At 33.7% G+C, this 22162-nt stretch carries 18 protein-coding genes; 13 read left to right on the plus strand and 5 right to left on the minus strand.

The genetic code is table 11. From position 1 onward, the window contains the following. Both BM183_RS02140 and BM183_RS02145 read left to right on the plus strand, forming a co-directional pair. Nucleotides 1-204, plus strand: a 204-nt coding sequence (locus BM183_RS02140; RefSeq protein ID WP_170847848.1) for a transposase, incomplete at its 5' end; no start/stop codon positions are given. A gap of 160 nt (nt 205-364) precedes the next feature. Next, nucleotides 365-2140 (plus strand): alanine--tRNA ligase, encoded by a 1776-nt coding sequence (locus BM183_RS02145; protein ID WP_091684133.1) that lies wholly within the window; start codon nt 365-367, stop codon nt 2138-2140. Nucleotides 2141-2399: 259 nt separating this feature from the next. Here BM183_RS02145 and BM183_RS02150 read toward each other — a convergent pair whose 3' ends face one another. Further along, on the minus strand, nt 2400-3038 hold the full coding sequence (locus BM183_RS02150) for a peroxiredoxin (protein WP_091684134.1): 639 nt from the start codon (nt 3036-3038) through the stop codon (nt 2400-2402). An 890-nt stretch (nt 3039-3928) separates the two neighbouring features. On the opposite strand from BM183_RS02150, the gene BM183_RS02155 reads away from it, so the two are divergent. Both BM183_RS02155 and BM183_RS02160 read left to right on the plus strand, forming a co-directional pair. Next, nucleotides 3929-4453, plus strand: coding sequence for an HD domain-containing protein (locus BM183_RS02155; protein WP_091684135.1), 525 nt, complete (start codon nt 3929-3931; stop codon nt 4451-4453). 114 nt (nt 4454-4567) lie between these two features. Next, entirely contained in the window at nt 4568-5164 is a 597-nt protein-coding gene (locus BM183_RS02160) for a class I SAM-dependent methyltransferase (protein WP_091684136.1), read from the plus strand. Between the two features lie 205 nt (nt 5165-5369). On the opposite strand, the gene BM183_RS21210 is transcribed toward BM183_RS02160, so the two are convergent. Beyond that, nucleotides 5370-5495 (minus strand): hypothetical protein, encoded by a 126-nt coding sequence (locus tag BM183_RS21210; RefSeq protein ID WP_276326316.1) that lies wholly within the window; start codon nt 5493-5495, stop codon nt 5370-5372. Nucleotides 5496-5685: 190 nt separating this feature from the next. Here BM183_RS21210 and BM183_RS02165 point away from each other — a divergent pair, with 190 nt between their 5' ends. Beyond that, complete coding sequence (locus BM183_RS02165; RefSeq protein WP_091684137.1) at nt 5686-7245, plus strand: hypothetical protein; 1560 nt, start codon at nt 5686-5688, stop codon at nt 7243-7245. 412 nt (nt 7246-7657) lie between these two features. Here BM183_RS02165 and BM183_RS02170 read toward each other — a convergent pair whose 3' ends face one another. After that, on the minus strand, nt 7658-8710 hold the full coding sequence (locus BM183_RS02170) for a tyrosine-type recombinase/integrase (protein ID WP_091684138.1): 1053 nt from the start codon (nt 8708-8710) through the stop codon (nt 7658-7660). Nucleotides 8711-9296: 586 nt separating this feature from the next. Between BM183_RS02170 and BM183_RS02175 the strand changes: the two genes are divergently transcribed. The 3 genes from BM183_RS02175 to BM183_RS02185 all read left to right on the plus strand — a co-directional run bounded on the left by BM183_RS02175 (nt 9297) and on the right by BM183_RS02185 (nt 15250). After that, nucleotides 9297-11936 carry an N-acetylmuramoyl-L-alanine amidase gene (locus BM183_RS02175; RefSeq protein ID WP_091684139.1) on the plus strand — a complete coding sequence of 880 codons (2640 nt, stop codon included), beginning with the start codon at nt 9297-9299 and terminating at the stop codon, nt 11934-11936. A gap of 75 nt (nt 11937-12011) precedes the next feature. Continuing rightward, nucleotides 12012-14060 (plus strand): glycoside hydrolase family 10-like protein, encoded by a 2049-nt coding sequence (locus BM183_RS02180; protein WP_091684140.1) that lies wholly within the window; start codon nt 12012-12014, stop codon nt 14058-14060. Nucleotides 14061-14425: 365 nt separating this feature from the next. Further along, complete coding sequence (locus BM183_RS02185) at nt 14426-15250, plus strand: helix-turn-helix domain-containing protein (protein WP_091684141.1); 825 nt, start codon at nt 14426-14428, stop codon at nt 15248-15250. Between the two features lie 147 nt (nt 15251-15397). Here the strand turns inward: BM183_RS02185 and BM183_RS02190 are convergent, their stop codons facing one another. Beyond that, nucleotides 15398-15757 (minus strand): VOC family protein, encoded by a 360-nt coding sequence (locus tag BM183_RS02190; protein ID WP_091684142.1) that lies wholly within the window; start codon nt 15755-15757, stop codon nt 15398-15400. A gap of 389 nt (nt 15758-16146) precedes the next feature. Here BM183_RS02190 and yaaA point away from each other — a divergent pair, with 389 nt between their 5' ends. Next, nucleotides 16147-16887, plus strand: coding sequence for a peroxide stress protein YaaA (gene yaaA / locus BM183_RS02195; RefSeq protein WP_091684143.1), 741 nt, complete (start codon nt 16147-16149; stop codon nt 16885-16887). Between the two features lie 223 nt (nt 16888-17110). Here yaaA and BM183_RS02200 read toward each other — a convergent pair whose 3' ends face one another. Beyond that, entirely contained in the window at nt 17111-17539 is a 429-nt protein-coding gene (locus tag BM183_RS02200; RefSeq protein ID WP_091684144.1) for a PPC domain-containing DNA-binding protein, read from the minus strand. A 136-nt stretch (nt 17540-17675) separates the two neighbouring features. Here BM183_RS02200 and BM183_RS02205 point away from each other — a divergent pair, with 136 nt between their 5' ends. The 4 genes from BM183_RS02205 (at nt 17676) to BM183_RS02220 (ending at nt 22161) form a co-directional block, all read left to right on the plus strand. After that, nucleotides 17676-17945, plus strand: a complete 270-nt coding sequence (locus BM183_RS02205) for a L,D-transpeptidase (protein ID WP_330392289.1) — start codon at nt 17676-17678, stop codon at nt 17943-17945. Between the two features lie 71 nt (nt 17946-18016). Next, complete coding sequence (locus tag BM183_RS02210; RefSeq protein WP_091684146.1) at nt 18017-19438, plus strand: PTS mannitol transporter subunit IIBC; 1422 nt, start codon at nt 18017-18019, stop codon at nt 19436-19438. Nucleotides 19439-19605: 167 nt separating this feature from the next. Further along, nucleotides 19606-21699, plus strand: coding sequence for a BglG family transcription antiterminator (locus BM183_RS02215; RefSeq protein WP_091684147.1), 2094 nt, complete (start codon nt 19606-19608; stop codon nt 21697-21699). A gap of 36 nt (nt 21700-21735) precedes the next feature. Then, the gene (locus BM183_RS02220; RefSeq protein WP_091684148.1) at nt 21736-22161 is read left to right on the plus strand and encodes a PTS mannitol transporter subunit IIA; all 426 of its coding nucleotides are present in this window, start codon (nt 21736-21738) and stop codon (nt 22159-22161) included. Nucleotide 22162 lies beyond the last annotated feature (1 nt).

The raw sequence follows: 22162 nt of genomic DNA on the forward strand, positions 1-22162 counted from the left end.
AGGCATTCCAATCTGAAATACAAATATGGAAACAGAAATTTTTGGTGCAGAGGATATTATGTAGATACAGTAGGAAAAAATGCAAAGAAAATACAAGAATATATACAAAATCAAATACAGGAAGATTTGCAATATGACCAGATATCATTGAAAGAGTATATAGACCCGTTTACGGGTGAGCCAGTACAAAAGGGCAAAAAATAAAGCCCTTTAGGGTTTGCCCGAGAAAATAGTGCGGCTGGCGAACTATTCAGTGCGTCTTTAGACGCAAGCAGGTAAAAGCCCCTTATAGGGGCAAATCAAGCCACCAGCTAAGCTGGTGGTCTTGACTAATACAAAAAATTACTAGGAGAGGAGTTTTTCAATGACAGCACAAGAATTAAGAAGAATGTATGTTGAATTTTTTAAGGAGAGAGGACATTGTGAAATCGCCTCTGCTTCATTGCTACCGGACAATGACCCAACGGTTCTATTTACTACGGCTGGTATGCATCCGTTAGTTCCGTACTTGTTAGGTGAGAGCCATCCACAAGGTAAAAGATTGACTAATGTTCAGAAATGTATAAGAACATGTGATATTGATGAAGTTGGTGATGATACACATCTTACATTTTTTGAGATGTTAGGAAATTGGTCTCTAGGAGATTATTTTAAAGAAGAATCAGTTTCATTAAGTTTTGAGTTTTTAACAACCGTTCTGCATATTCCAGTAGAACGGCTTGCTGTTACTGTTTTTAGTGGTGACGATATAGTTGCAAGGGATGATGAAACAGCTAAGATGTGGAAAACAAAGGGACTGTCAGATAGTCAAATATTTTTTTACGGCAGAGAAGAGAATTGGTGGGGCCCAGCAGGGGTAACTGGTCCATGTGGTCCGGACACGGAGATATTTTATGATATGGGAAAGGAGTCTTGTAGTGAGGATTGCGGACCAGCCTGCCACTGTGGGAAATACGTTGAAATATGGAATAACGTTTTTATGGAATATAACAAAAATAGTGACGGCTCATATGAACCTCTGCACAATAAAAATGTAGATACAGGAATGGGAATGGAAAGAGTTTTAACTATTTTGAATGGTAAAAATAATGTGTATGATACGGAACTATTTATACCAGTGATGAATAAACTCAAAAGCTTAACTGATATTTCGTATTCAGATGAAAATAAAAGGGATTTCCGTATCATATGTGAGCATTCAAGAGCAATTACATTTATACTTGGTGACCCAAAGCGAATTACACCTTCAAATACAGAGCAGGGCTATATTTTACGAAGGTTAATTAGAAGGACCATAAGACTAATTAAAAAGCATGGCTTTCCTGACAATATCCTTTGTGATTTGGTAAACGTGATAATACAACAATATAAGGATGTATATAAGGAGCTTGGAGAAAATCAAAATTTTATTTTAGATCAAATAGAGAAGGAGTCCTGTTTATTCAGAAAAACTCTTGATTCCGGCTTAAAGAAGGCAGAACGGTATTTTGCTTTACTAGAAAAGGATGAATTATTGAGTGGAGAACTTGCATTTAGATTGTATGATACGTTTGGATTTCCTATAGAATTTACAATGGAATTAGCTGATGAGCGTGGGGTAAGGGTAGATATTACTAATTTTGAGCAAAGATTTAAAGAACATCAGGAGAAATCAAGACAAGGTGCAGAAGGAAAGTTTAAAGGCGGCCTTGCTGATGCCAGTATACAAACAGCACGGCTTCATACAGCAACCCATCTTCTGAATGGTGCGTTAAGGAAGGTGCTGGGTGACAGCATTTATCAGCGGGGCAGCAATATAACCGAAGAGCGGTTGCGATTTGATTTTTCATTTACCAGAAAACTAACAGCAGAAGAGCTAATTGAAGTATCAAGGATTGTAAACGAAGCCATCCATAAAAGTATTGATGTAAAATGCGTGGAAATGACATTGGATGAAGCCAGAGAATCAAATGCAATCGGAATATTTGACAATAAGTATGGTGATAGAGTTAAAGTTTATACGATTCCTGGTTACTCCAAAGAAATATGTGGTGGTCCACATGCTTTCAATACAAATGAATTGGGGAAATTTATAATACTAAAGGAAGAAGCATCTTCGGCTGGCGTTAGAAGAATTAAGGCAAAAATCGAGTATGATTAAAGCTTTATCTTATTTATAAATTAATTCCTGTTAATCATGGAATGTTTTAGCTGCATAGACAGAAGAGAAAGAAATCAAACATGTTATAGGTGATTATCCTCACATGGTTAACCATTAAACCATCGAGAAATAAATCTAGATATACAGTATCTATTTGGATATGCAATTCATATATAATAAAAACCAGGTGTAAGAGAATAATGATTTCATACACCTGGTTTTTATCATTTAGAATTATGGCAGGAATGGAAAATGGTTATTATGGTAAGTCTTTGTAACACCAGAACCAGTCCATGCAATTCAATTCCATTTTGGCTGGTTCGTTTATCCGCTCTAACATCTGGTTGTATGTCTGTGGTGGAGGAATCATAGCAGGACTGCCGGGCTGCCAGTTAGCAGGGGTAACCACTTTATTTTTATCCGTTGTTTGAAGAGCGGTTAATAAACGAAGAATCTCGTATATGTTTCTGCCATTTGTCAAAGGATAAATTAGAATGGCGCGGATGATCTGCTGGGGATCAATAAAGTATACATTTCGCACAGTTTCCTGTTTACTGGCATCTGGGGCAATCATTCCATAGAGACCGGCAACTTCCGCCATGCGGTCTGCAATCACAGGAAAAGGGATCTGAACACCAGTTAATAGATAAATCTGATTTACCCATGCAAGATGAGAAGGGTTACTATCGATACTTAATCCTATTAACTTCGTATTTAATGCTTCAAATTTATCATTTGCTTTTGCAAATTCAACAAATTCTGTTGTACATACTGGTGTGAAGTCACCTGGGTGTGAAAATAGTATAACCCAGTGACCTTTGTTATCTGACATTTTGATTGGTCCAAAGGTTGTCATTGCTGTAAAATCAGGAGCTTTCATGCCGATACTGACATTCATGGGATTTTCACCAAAATACTATTTTTACTATATATATATGCCGGTTGGAAAGAATAAAGTAGCAGTAGATTGAGACGTTTGCTGAAGCTCCAAAATAACCTTACGGCTTCTTAAGCCAGTCGGCCAATAGAGAATTAACACAATCTCGTTATTTTTTGCTAATTATTCTAAATTTTTGATGTATTCTTATGCTAAAACTTAAAAGCAATACTTTAAATTATATCTCTCTTGATGCTGATTAACACTGAACTTAGACAATAAAGTACATTTTGGTTTACGTGGACTTTACTTAATATTGATTTACCAATATCTAATAATAAAGTACATATTTTAGTTTATTTGTTATAACACTACATTGATTCCAAAAGTTCAATGCTTGACACTAATAGATATTGTTTTGTACATACTAATAATGTGTAATATTACCATGTGATTATATACAAACGTTTTAGATTACAAACTGGACATAGTATATATTGAGAGGAACACTATCATGCAAGAACTAGAAAAAAATATAAAGACAGCACAGTACTTCGATTTCAATTTCAATCAGATTTATGACCACATTGGTTAGTAAGAACGATTGTTCGGATTTCAAAAAAGTGATATTGCTTCGCCATACAGAAGTGGCGAGGAAAAACTCGGTGTTAACTTTACAACCAAGAAAAATTAATTATCCATATCATCAGTATACAGGGAATGAAGAAGTTTTTTATATTATCTCTGGGACTGCTGTGATATTGAAGTTTCTGAAGGTGATGTAATTGTAATGCCGTCAAATGGAACGGCGCGCACATGCTGACTAATAATTCAAATGAAACCGCTTTTTTACCTTGGTGTTCATATAGCAGGTTCGCCGGAAGTAGTTTATATAATGGACGGAGGTAGACATGGAAAACTATATTGAAAAAATGCAAAAGCATATACATAATGGACGTTCTGAAGAAATGGAAAATCGCATTGAAAGGCTTCGAAAGTATATTGATGAAATTCTATTAAACATGAAAGACACTCAAGAAAGAAGGTGTGGGTATATCCATCTTTATGGAGTTTCACAAACATGTGCTTTTATAGCTCTCAAAAGAAATCTAGATTTTGAATTGGCGACCATGGTTGGTATGTTACATGATTTACATTCTTACAAAGCCATGAATACTGAAAATCATGCTGAGCATGGTGCAGTTTGGGCACGTCAAATTCTTGATGAGTTGTCATTGACAACAGAGAATGAAACAGATTTAATATGTTCAGCTATTCGTAACCACAGCTCAAAGGCGACTACTCATTCTGCATTTGATGAAGTATTAAAAGATGCAGATGTTTTGCAACATTATTTATATAATCCGCTTTTTCCTGTGATGGAACATGAAAAATGTAGGTTGCAGAATTTATTAACTGAATTTGGTATTAAGTAAATATTATAAGTATAATATGTGGTTCAATAACTACCAATTTTTTAGAATTTACCTTCTTCGCCCTCGTCCTCGAATGCTAAGTGAGAAATTTATATAACAGAAAGGAGTAAAACAATGAATATAGAAAATTTTACAGGCAAAGCGGAAGCCTATGCTATAGGACGCCCAGGCTACCCGAAATCGGCGATTGAATATATTTGCTCACTTGTACCGCAGGACGCCGTATTGGCCGATATTGGTGCGGGGACGGGAAAATTCACGGTGACTTTGGCGAAGCGTGGTTATTCTGTGTATGCTGTTGAACCCAACGCTGATATGCGCAGGCAGCTTGCAATTACACTTGCCCCTTATACAAATGTAAGTATTATGGAGGGTACCGCTGAAGCCACAGCACTTCCTGATGGTAGCGTTGATATTCTCACCGTCGCCCATGCACTGCATTGGTTTAATTTGGATGCATTCCGAGTAGAGTGTAACCGCATCGTCAAGCCCGGAGGATTGGTCATCGCTATTTACAACCATGTACCTGGTAGAGAAATGACAGATTTTTGTAAACAGACTGTCGATATGTTCTTTACAAATCCTACGACTTGGACATTCCCTAACCCAATGGAATATACACAGACAGGCTTTAATAGGCTTTTGCCGCCCATTAAACGAAAAATAATAAAAACGACAATTAAAATTTATACAAAATTGTCGTTTTTTTAATTTGTAATAACTTATTCAGTTTTAGTAAAAAAACAGTTTTATTGAACATTTTAAATTAATAGTTTATAATGGTATTATATGGAATCTGGGATTGGAAAGCAATATATAGTGTCGTATAATTTAATTTTAAATATTGATCTACATAAGCTTGAGTTCGAAAAGAAGTCCGAGTTCATTTTCAAGGACTTCTGGATGAACATGTCTATTATACCGCCCAATCAGGGGTAATATTAATTGTAACACTATGACCTAAAGTTTTTGTATTATTACGTGCTTCATATGAAGCAAGTCCGTCATTATAAGAGTGAGGATGAACGTGATTGTACCACACATAAGCAAAGTACTCCACTGCCTGCTTTATTTCATCATCAATATGATAATAGTGATGATGGATCTACGAACCAATGGTTTTATGTTGCGAATAGGTGGTACGCACAGTGAGTATATTCATTAATGGATTATCGACAAAACAGATTAATAATTATTTCAACTATATCAATACATGAAATGGAGAACTTTATATGAAAACTCATTTTATAAAATTAATACTCGTCTGTTTATTAGCTATTTTTACGGTTTCTTTTGGCAGTTGCAGTAAAGAAAGTGAATCAACTATTCAAAAGAAAGTGTTTACATCAAAAAATTATAATTTAGTCAATGAAAACTATAACTGGGATGATATAAGTCAACGCACCTTTGAAATGAATTATGGATATTATAATAATTTTGGTATAGGATTTGAAACAGGACTTTTTACGGCAGAAGAAGAAAAAGAACAGTTAAATGTACTACTCGATGACTTGAAACAGTTTATTTCTGTTTTGGGACCTATGAAAGAATTTGACTTGTATATTGTTCAGACCTCGCCTAAACGTGCTTCTTATTCCAAAAAAGATAAAGTGTTTTTACTAAAAGATGACTTTTTGGCAAAAGAGTATCATGTGTTATTAATGGATGCATACGAGCTAAAATATGAATGGAGTGGTTATGGCTTAAATGCTTATGTTTCAGGTGATAAAGCAGATGAATCTATGCTTAAAGACTATTACTTAAATCATGATTCTATGGATTGTTTGGAATTGCTTCCGATTCGTTTTATTGAAGAGTGGAATACACAGATTGAACTGGATATTGCAAAAAAAAGTGCAATCTCATTAACGAAATTTGTATTGGAAGAGTACGATATACAAAAGCTAAATCAAGTCGATAACGATATACGTACAAAATGGTTAGAACACATTGGAGTTAATAAAGAGTATCAGTATTCATATGGCGATATTGGTAACTATAGTTATTCCAAGGATACAAGTAACTTACTTGTTGTAGATAGTGGAAGAAATATTTATAATATAAAAAAAATTAGTGGTTTGACGGAATGTAGTGATGATGTTGAAAAATTATTGTATTTTACCGAAAAGGAAATTCAGTATATTAATAGTTATTTGTTGGAGAATTTGCCAGCGTATGAATTTGATTTTAGCTCAAAACGAAACATAAGCACATCAAGTGGTAGTGTAAGTACAGCGAAAGGAAATTTGGATATAGACTTAACTCGACCGGATGTGGTAATTCATGAGTACATGCACACTGTTTTTCCTTTATCAGGTGATCTATATTCTGAGGCTCTGTCTGAGTATTTTGGGAAAATTGTTTGTAATAATACATATTGGCAAGAAGCATTTTATAAAAATTATTTGTTAGAAAATAAAGTTGTAGAGGATCCAGTAGTACCGTTAATTCAAAGTTATTATTATAGTCACCACAAAAAGCCATTAGGTTTTGATGAAATCGATCGATCTATTTCAATCGATGCAATTGCTTATGCCTCTATTACTGCCGATTTTCATGCAGGTGGAGTATGGCGAACATTAGAGTCTACATATGGAAATAGAATGAAAAAAGAAGGAATGGAGTTAAATTTTTGGGAAGCGACTTCATTTTTTAAATTTTTGATTAATCAATATTCGCTGGATACAGTTATGAATGCAGCATTAACTGATATATCCTATAAGGATGCATATGAGAAAGAATATGAAATACTGAAAGAGGATTGGATTCAGTATCTGAATGAAAAACCATGATTTTGCTGAAAATCCCTATTCCCTGTTTTACAATCCCAATATAGAATAGAAGAATTGTTAAAAGAGTAAACGCTCCATAGTGGGGACTCTCACAAAGCTAACTATACTGGTACTCAGATGGTGGACATCAACATGACAGTTGATGTCCACCGTCTCGGGCTTTTTATTTCAATTGTAAGCACCTAATTTTAGGGTGTACTTCGTAAGCGCCTAATTTCAGGGTGGATTCCATTTACTGATATTTATCTTTAAGCTAATTCTGCTTGACTAATTCTTTTGCTAACTCTAATCATGTCATAAAATAATCCTCCTAGATTAATATTTATTTTAACATTAATCCAAGAGGATGTCTTTATAGTTTACAAAAAATTATTTACAGTTTCTTTTTTTAAGTTATATTTTCATATATTTACTATAATTTCTCCCTCAACCTCACCTTATTAGCAGCACTCCTACGTCTTGAATCTTCAATAGCAGCATAATGCTTTTTCGTTGTATTAACATCCTTATGTCCTAATACATCAGCAACCAAATAAATATCCCCTGTTTCCCGGTACAAGTTTGTACCGTATGTACTTCTTAGCTTATGTGGTGTAATATTCTTAAGTTTCGTTACCAGACCGGAATACTTTTTCACCAGGTTTTCAACTGCCTTAACGCTGATTCTTTTCTTTTGTAAAGATAAGAACAAAGCTTCCTCACTGCCCGTAGCCGGAACAATCTGTTCACGTTCTTTTAAATATTCTTCTAAGGCATCCCGTACTTCCTCACCGAAATAAATAATGGATTCATTTCCACCTTTTCTTCTGATTTTAATACCGTCATTGTTAAAATCCAAGTCATTCAAGTCTAAACCAACGCATTCGGAAACACGAATACCGGTACCTAATAGAAGAGTAATAAGAGCCAAATCCCGGTTCTTTAGTTTATTATGATACTTTTGCTGAGAGGTTGTCATGTTCTCACCATTTTCTACAGCATCTAACATTTTGGCAACTTCATCAATCTCCAGGCGGACAATCTCTTTCTCATGAAGCCTAGGTATGTTAACTAAAGCTGCCGGATTACTAACTATCATTTCTTTTTTGAAATAGTAGTTGTAGAAGGTACGGAGGGCAATTAATTTTCTTTTCTTACCGTTTTCGCTATTTAAATATTCTTTATCTTCTTTTTTATAGTAGGATAGATAATCCAAGTATTCTTCTATATCTAAGGCTTTTAATTGATCCAGTACTTCAATCTTGAATTCACGAATAGGCGTATTTTTGAATGCAGGGTTAGTTTCCGTTAGGAAAGTAAAGAATACCCTTAAATCATAAGCATAGGCGATTCTGGTGAGGGAAGAGGTGGTGGGTTCAATGCCGCGGAAAAAATCACCGCAGAATCTGGGCAGCTCACCTAATATTTCTCGTAATCTAACTGCATTTTCAATATTTTTTTGGTCGTGATAATTATGTTCGGCCATGAAATCATTCCCTTCATTACATTTAATATTTATTCATTATAGCATAAAAAGGATAAAGTAACTATAAGTATGAAATTTTTTCAAAATATGACACAATTTTAACACTAATTAAAATTATGGTAATATATGAAGCAAATGGAGTATGTTTTTTTAAAAAAGCGAAGAATTCTGTTTGGAACTTATTTATTAGATGGAGGTGTTATATGATATAGGACAGAAGATAAGGTGATAGTAAGTCGATTTTTAGATAGCTATTTTATCAGATTGACTAATCAAGCTGGGATGATTTTATATAGCCAGCTTAAAAAAGTATTAAATCTTTACAAAAGATAAGTTAGACTCAACAACAAGTAGGTTAAAAGCAGGCTAAATTTACATAAATTAATTATGTTAACTAATATATCAAATAAAATTTATGTACTTTTATGTTTTTCCTAAAAGATAAGATATGGTTATTCGCATAACTTTTAAATCTTTGCAAAGCAATTATAATGCTTATCAATTACATATAAACCAAAATGCTAACTTAGAATGTATATTATATTAGCATTTTAATGACAACAATATACAAAGGGATGATTTTAGAATGAAAATGAAAAAACGTAACATACTTTGGATGCTTTTCATTGCATTAACTTTGTTTTGCATACCATACACTACAGTATCAGCAGCATCTAATTTATCTTACTATGATTATGGAACAAAGAAGAATGTTACTTATACCGATAAACAGGTAAAGTACTATTTAGATGGAAAAGGAATCAAAACCACTGCACCAGGAATTATCATTGATGGTACTTCCTTAGTATCTTTTCGAGATGTTTTTGTTAACTCGAATATAGGTGCTGAATTTGATTATTCCTCATCTAATGGTGTGGTAACATTAAAGTTAAATGGAACAACCATAAAGTTCACAGTTGGCAGTAAAACTGCTTACGTAAATGGCAAAAAAACCACCTTGTCCATTGCCCCTAGGAAAATAAAGATGAAATCCGGCAGTTATGCGCAGATTTTTGTGCCTGCAAGATTTACAGCAGAGACATTAGGCTACAAATATGCTTATAATAGTGCAAATGGAACTGTTTCTATGACCAGTCCAATGAAATTATATTATAATGGCAAAACAGTGGCTTACACCGGTACCATAGGATCTGTTTCCGTAGATGGCAAAGCGATTAATCTTGGAAAAATGCCAAGCATTATAATAAATGACACCGCAATGGTTTATGCATATAAGGTATTTGGAAGTGCCCCAATCAGTGCAAAATATAACTACAATGAAAAAGAGGGAACTGTTACCTTATCCAAAAACGATGTTACGGTTAAACTGACACTTGGCAGTAAAACCGCTTACGTGAATGGAAAAGCCCATGGAATGGACACGGCGCCTCTTTTAGTTAAGAATTTAGATTCCGGTGCTGCCCATGTTATGGTTCCGGGAAGCTTTATATCATCCTATCTTGGATACAATTACAGATGGGACAGTACTCTAAAGAGATCCGTTATAACTTCACGTAAAGAAGAAAATAATAACAATGGAAAACCGGACGGACCAGAATTAGGTGGAGACGATTTTATACCGGAGGACAAAGTTTTCTTAGAGTGGAATCTTTTAGACGAATATCTTGATGATTATAAATTAATTGGTAACACTGCCAATAGAAAAGAGATAAAGTCAGATGAAAAGAATACTGCTAATATTTACTCGATTATCAAAGACAGTCAAAGTACAGCAACTACAGAAACTTACTCTATAATGTCTACAACACCCTTTGGAAATGTTACATCAAATTTAAATGATCAAACCTTAACATTACATGTAAGTAATGCAAGTACTAATAATACCAGTTATGATTTAAAAGGTACTTATGTAGGCAATGCATCATCTGCATATAATTATACCGATATCAGTACGGATGTAATATTAAATTTAAATCAAAAAAACATGGATTATTTCTTATCACTATCTGAAGATAAATGTACTTTAAAAGTAACGTTTTTCAAGAACTATTTATTTAAAGTTACAGCAGGAATAAAAGATGGTTATGATTATATTACGTTAACCGGTTTAAGTAAGCTGGATGTACAGCTGATAGAAAACAACTATCAGTTTATTTTACAGATAGCAAACGTTAATAACGGAATAGGAAACCAAAGTTTTGTAAACGAAACGGCAGAATCCCTCCATTCCTTAAGAAATGTGGATAGTCTCACAATAGACAGCAATACAGCACAGATTGTAATTGAAAAATCAGAGGATGCAACTTATGAAGTAACAGAAACGGATAATGAGTATACAATTTCATTTAAAGAAAAACGTCCGGAAACAGTTCCTTCAAATGTAAGTATAATACAGTTTAAGATGCCGGAGAATGTACTTTTCTCTGAAATCACTCACGAAGACCGTTATTATAACAATAAATTCTCTATTTATGTACCTGGTGACCAACGTTCTTTTTATGCTAATACATTCTATGGTTATCAGGATGGCAGAATTAAAAATATTTCACTTAATTATGATTCTAAAAATGATGTTACTGAGATTATTGTAAATACAACTAAATTACAAGGTTATAAATTAAAAGAGAACAAAGGATACATAAATGTAACTGTTGGAGATCCAAAGGATATTTATAAAAATATTGTAGTTTTAGATGCAGGTCATGGTGGTACTGACCCAGGTGCTGTTCGTAAATTAAATGGTAAAACTATCAATGAAAAAGATGTAAACTTCTCCATTATTTACGATTACTGCAAAAAAATCTTTGATGCACCGGAATCTGAGATCAAAGCTTATTACTCAAGATATAATGATACAAAAGTTGATCTTTATGAACGTGCAGCATTCGCTAAAAAGGTAGGAGCTGATTTATTTATAAGCCTTCACATGAATGCAAACACTAAGACCACTGTTCGCGGAACAGAAATCTATTACTCCGATGCAAATAATTCAATGTCCAAAATGGGCTTAAACAGTCAAAAATTTGCTTCTATATTCTTGGATAATTTACCTAGTGCAGTAGGTACACAAAAAAGGAGTATTTTTGCTAAACAATATGTTGTTACCAAATACAATACGGTTCCTGCAATTCTTATTGAATTAGGTTTTATGTCCAATACGAGCGATTTAACACTTATGACAAAAAGTTCCTTCCGTGAAAGTACCGCAGAAGCAATTTATGATATATTGCAAATGGTATTCACTACTTACCCTACAGGAAGATAAAAATTCATATTCCGTCTTTACTGACTTTGTAAAGACGGAATTGTCAAATAAACAGTTATTGAAAGGAAGGATATAATGCAAAATAATTTAATGAAGTGGTTATATAAGGCAATTATTTGTACTGTACTTGGTATCGCCTTGTTTGGAACAACTTATGCCAGTGCAGCAACCGACACAAAAAAACCATCCATTACTTTGACGCCGGCCACAACAAAGCCTACCAAGGGTTCTGTAAAAGTGGCATTGCAAGTTAGTGATGCATCAAAATTAAAGAAAGTAAAATATAGATCTGGAAACAGAAATGCAAGTTACTTTAGTAAAGATGGTAAAGTAATAAATTTAAATTCCGATAACAAAGCTACGGTAAGTATTACTAGAAATGATACATATACTTTTTATGCAGAAGATATTCATGGTAATAAAACGACTAAGGAACTTGTAGTCTCTAACATTGATAAAACAGCTCCCGTTATTAACTATTCTTTAAGTACAACGGAACCTGTCAAATCTGGAATTAGTATATATGTAACTCCATCTGACAAAGAATCCGGTATAAAGGAGGTACTCTATATGGCCGGAAAGAAGACTCTTTCTGACTTTAATACTCAGACAGATGCAGTTAAAACCGTTTCAATGGATGAAAAAGGAACAGCTGCTATAGACGTTTCAGCCAATGGAGAGTATTCTGTAGCTGTAACCGATAAAGCCGGCAATCAGGCTTTAGAAGTAATTAAAATAACTAATATTGATAAAACAGCACCTTCTTTAGATTTAACATATTCTGTAATGAATCAGAAAGCAACTGTAACCTGTAATGCTTCAGATAAATCAGGAATTAAGCGTGTTTTATATGTAAAAGGTGATATGTCAAATGTTAATAATCCTGATTGGAATACTAAAGGTATTAATATAACCGATTCTAAAGAGTTTAAAGTAGATTCTGCCGGTGTATACACAGTATTGGTTCAAGATAAGGCTGATAATAAAATTGCTAAAACTATTAATATTAAATTAGAGTTTAAAGCTGTTTGGATCTCTTATCTGGAATTCGCAGAATATGGTAAAGGCGGATTTACAAAAGAAAGTTTTGAAGCTGTAATAGATACTATGTTTGACAACGTAGTTGATATGAAAATGAATGCAGTAGTGGTACAAGTAAGACCTTTTGGAGATGCTATGTATAAATCCAATTATTTCCCATGGTCAAAATATATATCAGGAACACAAGGCGTTGATCCTGGATTTGATCCATTGAAATATATGGTAAAAGCGGCACATGACAGAGGATTGGAATTCCATGCATGGTTAAATCCATACCGTGTAACCACTGCAAGCACCGATTATAAAGCATTATCAAAAGACAACCCTGCAAGAGTATGGTATGAGGACAAGGATAAATCCAATGACAGAAATGTATTGGCTTTTGGCGGTAATTTATATTATAATCCGGCTTCCAGTGAAGTTCGTCAGTTAATCTATAACGGCGTGAAAGAAATTGTAAGAAATTATGATGTAGACGGTATCCATTTTGATGATTATTTTTATCCTGTATTAGGAACCGGTCATGAAAAAAAGTTTGACAATGTAGAATATGAAGAGTATGTTGTTCGTTGCGGTAAATACAACAAAAAACCTTTATCTATTGCAGACTGGAGAAGACAAAACGTTAATGATCTGGTAAAGAATGTTTATAAATCAGTTAAAGATATCGACCCTACCGTAGAATTTGGTATCAGTCCGGGTGGATTTATCAATTCCTTATTTGCAGATAGCGGATATTATACTGATATTGCAACCTGGTTATCAAAAGACGGATATATTGATTATATTTGTCCGCAGATTTATTGGACCTTCTCTAACAGTTCCTATCCATATGATAAAACATTGGATAAATGGCTATCTTACAGAACCAGTTCATCTGTTAAGATGTATGTAGGTATTGCAAACTACAAAGCTGGATCCAGTTTAGAACCAGACTGGAAGAATGATAAGGATGTTTTAAGAAAACAGGTAGAGTATGGCAGAGGCACCGGATTGGTTGATGGTTATATGTTCTTTAGATATGACTTCTTCTTTAATAAGGTGGCAAAACCGGGTAATGACAGATTGATAGAAATATTATAATTTTAACTTGAATATGAATTAACACTACAAGGAAGTTTCTTTCTGCTTAAAAAGCAAGGATGAACTTCCTTGTATTTTATATAACTTTAATATTTCGGAATTAGCCCTATGAATAAGGTTAAGAAATATCTTTGTTTAAATACTGGATTAAAAAATAAAATTTAATTATACGAGCATTTGTGATAATATAGATTTGTAATTAGTACATAAGAATAAATCTGTCCGTAAAGCCTCAACTATAAGTTGAGATAAGAATTAAAGTAACTCAAGCATCAGTTGCTTTATTATAGAGATTTTATTCGGTATATTAGAATTATCCAATTGGAGAAACAAAATAAAATTATTAATTTAAGGAGGATATTCTAATGTTTAATACAACAGTCATTGGAAAGAAAATTGCACAATTAAGAAAAGAGAAAAATTTAACTCAAATGGAACTGGCTGATATTATGGGAGTCAGTTATCAGGCAGTTAGTAACTGGGAAAGGGGTAATTCCATGCCTGATATTTCAAAATTAACGGAATTAACGGTTACTTTAGGTGTTAGTATTGATGATTTATTAGACTATGAAAAGCCTGTTAAACTGGTAAAACATATTTTAGAAGGTACAGAAGATACCTATATTTATAATGATAATGTAACAGCTTCTTCTGTTGTTGAAATTGCACCTATATTAAAACCGGAACAAACTCAGAATATTTTAGAATCTATAATTAAAAAGAATCAAAATAACATTAGTATTTCTGATATTATATCACTTGCACCGTTTTTAAATGAGGAGCTATTAGAATCCTATGTTAATAGGTTATCAGGTACCATATCTATGAAAGAAATGGCAGGATTATGTCCATTCTTAAGTTCAGAAAGAGTTGATAGATTAGCATTAAAAATAAATACAGGCAGCTTAAAAGAACTAACCTCTATAGCACCGTTTATGAGCGATGAAGGCCTAAATGAAGTTGTTAAAATGGTGGAAAATGAAAATATGCAAGATATCATACCCTTAGCACCGTATCTTAGTGAAGAAACTTTAGATACCCTGGCAATGAAAGCTTTTGAGTGTAATAATATGGACTTTCTACCGGCTTTGGCACCATACCTGTCAACAGAAATATTAAATAGGCTTGCAGAAGAAATTGTTAATCAAAATGGATTTAAAGCATTGAAATCCATAGCACCATATCTATAAAATAAGAAAGACAATTATAAAATTTTAGCCTATAAAACGAAGAATCTCATATCTTAAAGTGAGATCTATAAACCAAAACTGTCATTCTAAAGCAAAAATCATTCAGAATGACAGTTTTTATTTTGCCGTCGCATGAAAAGCAATTTTTTACTTTTGTTCAATTAACTGAATTGTATATCCATCCGGGTCTTGAACAAAAAAGAAGCGTATATGGGGGTTAGGTGATACAGGGCCAGTCACTCTATAACCCATATTCTTTAATTCGTCAATAAGTTTTTCTAAATTGTCGGTTTCCAGCCCGATTGATACGCCGTTACCCGGGTTTTCTATTCGAGCATTTGGTTCAAATATCAACTCAATCTTTGTCCCGTCAGCCTCTCCAAGCATGACAATTTGGTGGTTCTCATCGCCAAACCTCGCTGAAATATTAAGTTTTAGCACCTTTGTATAAAAATACAAGCTCTTTTCTAAATCCCTTACATTAAGCGTAACCCAGTTTAGTTTCATAATTGAATGCACTCCTTTTTGAAATATTTCTAAAAATATCGCTGGCTGATGAGCCAAAAATGGCTACATATTGCACCTTTGCCAAAAAAATTGTATTTGGACATACCATGTAATATTATTATAATATAAAATAAGGTTTTTGCAATAAATATCATCTTTCACAATTGAAAAACGAACATAGGTTTACTATAATATATTCTAGTGCTACCGATATGGCGGGAGCCTATCCCTTTTAGCACCTGAATTCCATCAAAAATTTAAACATTTAGCATAGAAATCATCAAACATTAAAATCATCCTATGATAATTTTTCTGAGAAAATCTTTACAAAAAGGAGGGATGAATTGTGGTATGGTTTTGATAAATCATTATTTACAAGGAGGATAATTGTGAAAGTTATAATATCACCTGCAAAAAACATGAGAGTTATTCCCAAAGAAGATCTGACTCTAACAAATCCAAAGTATATAAAACAAGCAAAATATTTAATAAGTATATTAAAGGAATATTCCCCTTTTGAATTAGAAAGTCTGATGGGTATTAATCCTAAACTGGCAATGGGGACTTTTGTGGATTTTCAAAGCTGGTCTGAAAAAAAGCATGAAACTCCAGCACTACTTGCATACCATGGATTACAATATATGAATGTGGCTCCGGATACCTTTTCAAGAGAGGACTTTGATTTTGCAGGAGAAACAGTTCGGATCTTAAGCGGTTTATATGGCATGGTGAAAGCTTCTGATAAAGTTTATCCATATCGTTTAGAAATGCAATGCAAACTTGATATAAGCGGTAAAAATCTATATGGTTTTTGGGGCGATACTCTATATAAAGAGTTGTTTCAGAGTCAGGAGATTATAATAAATCTGGCCTCCAAGGAATATTCCAGCGTAATAGAGCCTTATTTATTACCCTTTGATAGAATGATTACCTGTGATTTTAAAGTAATGAAAGGTGGTAAGCTGAGAACTCTAGCTACAGAAGCCAAGATGGCTAGAGGTCAGATGGTAAGATACATAATTAAAAACCGTATCAACAATCCGGAGGATTTGAAAGGGTTTTCTTGGAATGACTATTATTTTGAAACCTTAGAATCTATGGAGAATAGATATACTTTTATTAAGAATTAGTCTGAATAATAGAAGTTAAACACTATTGGCGAAGACATTAAGAAGAAAAAAATGAAACAGGATTTTATATTGACTTTCTGCTTCACTATACTAGGCTGATATTATATTGCAAATTAAGTTACATAATAGACTGTCTCTCTGGGAGTGTAAATTCATCGAAACTAAATTTACACTCCCAGAGAGACAGTCTATTGTGTTACATCAGCCTTTTCCTGGCTATCAATTACATATTGAATTTCATTAAGTTAAGACCGATTTCTTCGCTAAATTCTCTTCCTACTTTTCCGGGAATAACAGTGATAAAGATTTCACCGGTAGCGCCGATTACCGCTTTATTTAAGTGACCGCCATAGTTTTCATTTGTTTCGGTATTTCCTATGGTAATGTGCAAATGAAGATATGGCTTTTCATTCATTCGGGTGATGTTACCGGTTAAAGAAGTAACTTCGTAATCACCTTTACATTCTTTACTATAATAGGTTTTTTCTTCGGTATCGAACATTCCGATAGTTACATCATTGACTGCACCAAGTCCGCTTACTACGCCTAAATGAATATCCTCATCTATGCATAATTTTTCTAAAGAAGATAATATTTCCTCTCCTTTATCAATTCTTGCAACAATAGTGTTCTCAAATCTCTTATATTCCATATAATCACCTTTCCCTTTATGTATTTTTATTTTTTACTGATGCTTTAGAAACTTTCCTTATCTGATATTATACCATGTATTTTTGAATTAAAAAACATTTTACAATAAATAAAAAGTAACATTAGTGAATAAAGCTATGAATCCAGGCGGACCATTTGGAGCTAGATGGCTTGGATTAAATGCTCCAAATGGAGATTATGGTATTCATGGCACTAATAATCCAAGCTCAATTGGTAAAGATATTTCCAATGGATGTATTCGAATATACAATAATAATGTAATAGAACTTTATAATTTAGTACAGATAGGTACACGGCTAAAATTATATAAAGTTAACTTTTTAATTATGTCATTAACGTCTAGTGCCAAATTAATATTACTTCAAGTTGTAAATAGTCTGTCTTAGCTAGTATAATGAAAACATGAAGAGGATTGGCCGATCGTTTCTTCGGAATAAATCAGAAGAGAGGGTATGTAATGAAAGAAAGAATTCAGGTATTTGGAAGATTCTTAAGCGGTATGATAATGCCGAATATTGGGGCATTTATTGCATGGGGACTTATCACTGCATTTTTTATACCAACAGGTTGGGTACCGAATGAAAAGTTTGGAGCTTTAGTTGGCCCAATGTCTACCTACTTGTTAACAATATTAATTGCATTTACAGGCGGTAAAATGGTGGCCGGTCATAGAGGCGGTGTTATTGGGGCCATAGCTACTATGGGTGTAATTGTTGGAGCGGATGTACCAATGTTTTTAGGTGCCATGATTATGGGACCTTTAAGCGGATGGATTATCAAAAAATTTGATAAATTATTTGAGGGTAAAGTAAAGGCAGGTTTTGAAATGCTTGTGAATAACTTCTCCCTTGGTATTATAGGTGCTATTTTGGCGTTAATCGGGTTAATCGGTGTCAGTCCAATCGTACAAGGATTAAATACAGTAATGGAAGCCGGTGTTGATTTTTTCGTAAGCCATGGAATTCTGCCTCTTGCCAGTATATTTATTGAACCGGCAAAAGTATTATTCTTAAATAATGCGGTAAATCATGGTATACTTTCTCCAATGGGAATGGAACAGGTTAAGGAAGTAGGAAAATCCATTTTCTTCTTGTTGGAAGCAAATCCAGGACCTGGTCTTGGAATTCTGTTAGCATATTGCCTGGTTGGAAAAGGAGATGCAAAAAATTCAGCACCCGGTGCAATTATTATACATTTTTTTGGTGGAATTCATGAAATATATTTCCCTTATATATTAATGAATCCTACTTTATTATTAGCTGCAATTGCCGGTGGAGCAAGTGGCATATTTACTCTTAATCTATTAGGCGGCGCATTAACTTCTCCTGCATCACCAGGAAGTATTTTAGCTATTCTTCCATTAACACCGATAGGAAGTCATGTAGGTGTTATACTAGGGATTTTAATATCGACAGCAGTATCCTTTATAGTTGCATTACCATTATTAAAGATCTTTGGAAAAGAAGGGAATTTGGAAACAAGCAAAAATACAGTAAAAGATATGAAACTAGCATCAAAAGGAATGGCAACGTCAACTACTCCGGCAAAAGCTGCGGATGGTTCATCAGAAGCAGCAATAACAAAAGAATTAGGTGTTGTAGAAAATATCGTATTTGCATGTGATGCAGGTATGGGTTCCAGTGCAATGGGGGCAACAGTACTTCGTAAGAAACTAGCTGCTGCCGGATTAGGGCATATTAATGTAATTCATTCTTCTGTTTCCTCCATTCCGGAAAATGCCCAGATTGTTGTAACACATGCAGAACTAAAGGAACGTGCTTCCCATAGTAATCCTGATGCAAAGTTGGTATTGATCCATAATTTCTTGTCAGCTCCTGAATATGATAAATTAGTGGAGGAATTAACGAAAAGAAAATAGAGATATATAGAATGTCATTCTTAAGGAAATTCTGTTGGAGCCATATTCATAAAGAATCTGTGAAGGTATAGTTGATATTCTTAGTTAGGATTAGAATAATTAAGGTCAAAGATAATTTTTTCCTTGATTCTTAGAATGACAGAACAAAATGTATAAGGAGGAAGACCATGATCTTATCACCAAGACTTCGGCAAATATTGTATATTATGCTTAAAGAGAATCAGATTATTTCTGTCCAGAAACTTGCAGATGAAATTAAAGTGAGCAAGCGCACGGTTCAAAGAGAGCTGGAAGATGTAGATGCTTCTTTAAGAAAATATGGTCTTTCTTTGCAATCAAAGACAGGAATTGGTATTTGGCTGGAAGGTAAATCAGATAATAAAGAGTCTTTGTTATCCGAATTAAAAGAAGAGGATATGATTGATTCCGGTGATATAGAAGAACGCAGAAAGTTATTGATTCTTGAAATCTTAAAGGATCTTTCTCCAAAAAAATTATATTATTATGGAAATATCTTTGGTGTAAGTGAAGCAACCATTAGTAATGACATGGAAGCAATCCAAACCTGGTTTGAACAATTTAACTTGAAATTGATCCGCAAGCCAGGTTATGGAGTTGCCTTAGAAGGCAGTGAAAAGAATTACCGCATTGCTTTACGAAAGTTTATTGATGAGAATATGGACAACAAGATATTTAGAAATCTTATAGATGAAAGAAATCGAACGGTTATTGATGTAATAAGAAATAAGGAAGAAGAAAATATATACAACTTACTGGATGAAGACATATTAAAACGGGTAGTGATATGCTTTTTAAGTATCCGTGATAAAAGAATATTACGGTTAACGGATATTTCCTACATTGGGTTGTTATTACACATTACGATTGCAATCAGTAGAATCTTACAGCATGAAATTATTGAGCCAAATGAGGAATTAATCGAAAAACTGCATAAAGACGATGACTATGATTTAGCTTTATGTCTTGCTACTTCCCTGGAAGAAGAGTTTCAAATCGAGATACCGGATATAGAAATCGCTTATATCTTCCTTCATATTAAAGGCTCCAAATTGCAGTATATTGATGAAGAAGGAATGGAAAATCAGTCAGAAAGAGAGGAATTATTAAGCTTTATTAATAGTATGATTGATGCTTATGATGAATCTTTAAGCTATGAATTAAAACAGGATGAAGAATTCATAGTCGGTTTGCTGGCACATTTACAGCCTACTTTTGTTCGTTTAAAAAATCATATGATGATCTCCAATCCATTATTGAAACAAATAAAAGAAACATATTCTGATATTTTTCAGAAATGCTTAAAAGCAGGCAAATTAATTGAAACAAAATTAAAATGTAAAGTGCCGGAAGAAGAAATAGGATTTTTATCCATGCATTTTGGAGCCGCTGTTGTTCGGTTGGAAAATCAAAAGGAAAGTAAGCGTAAAGTAAATATCGGCATTGTTTGTGCCAGTGGTATTGGAATATCCAGATTAATGCTTTCTAAGTTAAATCGTTTTTTAAAAGAACGTGCAGATATTGTTACTTATGGGAAAGAAGATTTAAACCCTTTGATTCTCGGCAAATTAGATTTCTTAATATCCAGCATCGCTTTAGATAATATTGAGGCTGATATTGTGAAGGTTAGTCCGTTGCTAATTGATAAGGATCTGGAACAAATTGATGCAAAAGTCAGAAAGTATGCAAAAACCCCTAAAAAGAATATGGCCGCCACAGAATTTAGCAGGCAACTGGAACAAATTAATTTTACCATAAGCCAAATAAAACATATTATCAAAGAATTTGAATGTATTAAGGTAAATAATGAAATACCCTTTGATGAACTGTTAGTAGCGGTTACCGAAAGAATAGCTTATTACAACGACAAGCGCTTGATGATACAGGAAGATATCAAAAAAAGAGAAAAAATTGCATCTCAGGTGATTCCTGAATACGATTTTGCCTTATTACATTCCAGAACAAAAGGGGTTGTAAAACCAAGTTTTTCAGTATGTCTGACTAAAGATTTAAAAGAATTTACGGATCCTTATTTAAAATCGGTGCATACCGTAATCATTATGTTAATACCGGATGATGAACATACAAAAGAAAACGGAGCAATTCTTGGATTCTTAAGCAGCCGGCTGATAGAAGATAATGAATTCTTAGATGTAATATTTACCGGTGAGAAAGAAAAAATAAGAAATTTTATATCCAAGGAATTAAAGAAATATTTTAACCAGTATTTAGAAACTGTTTAAAAAATAAGATTTATTGCATAAGGAAGGAATGACAAAATGGAACTGCTTCAGAAGAAAAATATCATATTAGGATGTAGACCAAAAGAAAAAGATGAGGTAATACGTGAATCCGGCAGACTGCTATATAATAGTGGTTATGTGGAGGAAAGCTATATTGATGGCATGTTAGAAAGAGAAAAGACTTTCTCTACTAATATTGGCAACGGAATTGCAATTCCACATGGTGTAGAGGCAGCAAAGCAGAATATCAAGACATCCGGTCTGTCAGTTATGGTATTTCCGGAGGGGACTATGTGGGATGGTGAACTGATGTATGTTGTAATCGGTATTGCTGCTGTGGGAGATGAACATCTGAGTATTCTGGCTAATATAGCGGATAAATTATCGGACATGGAAGCGGTTAAAAAATTAATCGTTAGTGATGTAGATACTATTTACAATATCTTTATGGGAAAGGAATAAA

Source organism: Anaerocolumna aminovalerica, assembly GCF_900115365.1.
GTDB lineage: Bacteria > Bacillota > Clostridia > Lachnospirales > Lachnospiraceae > Anaerocolumna > Anaerocolumna aminovalerica.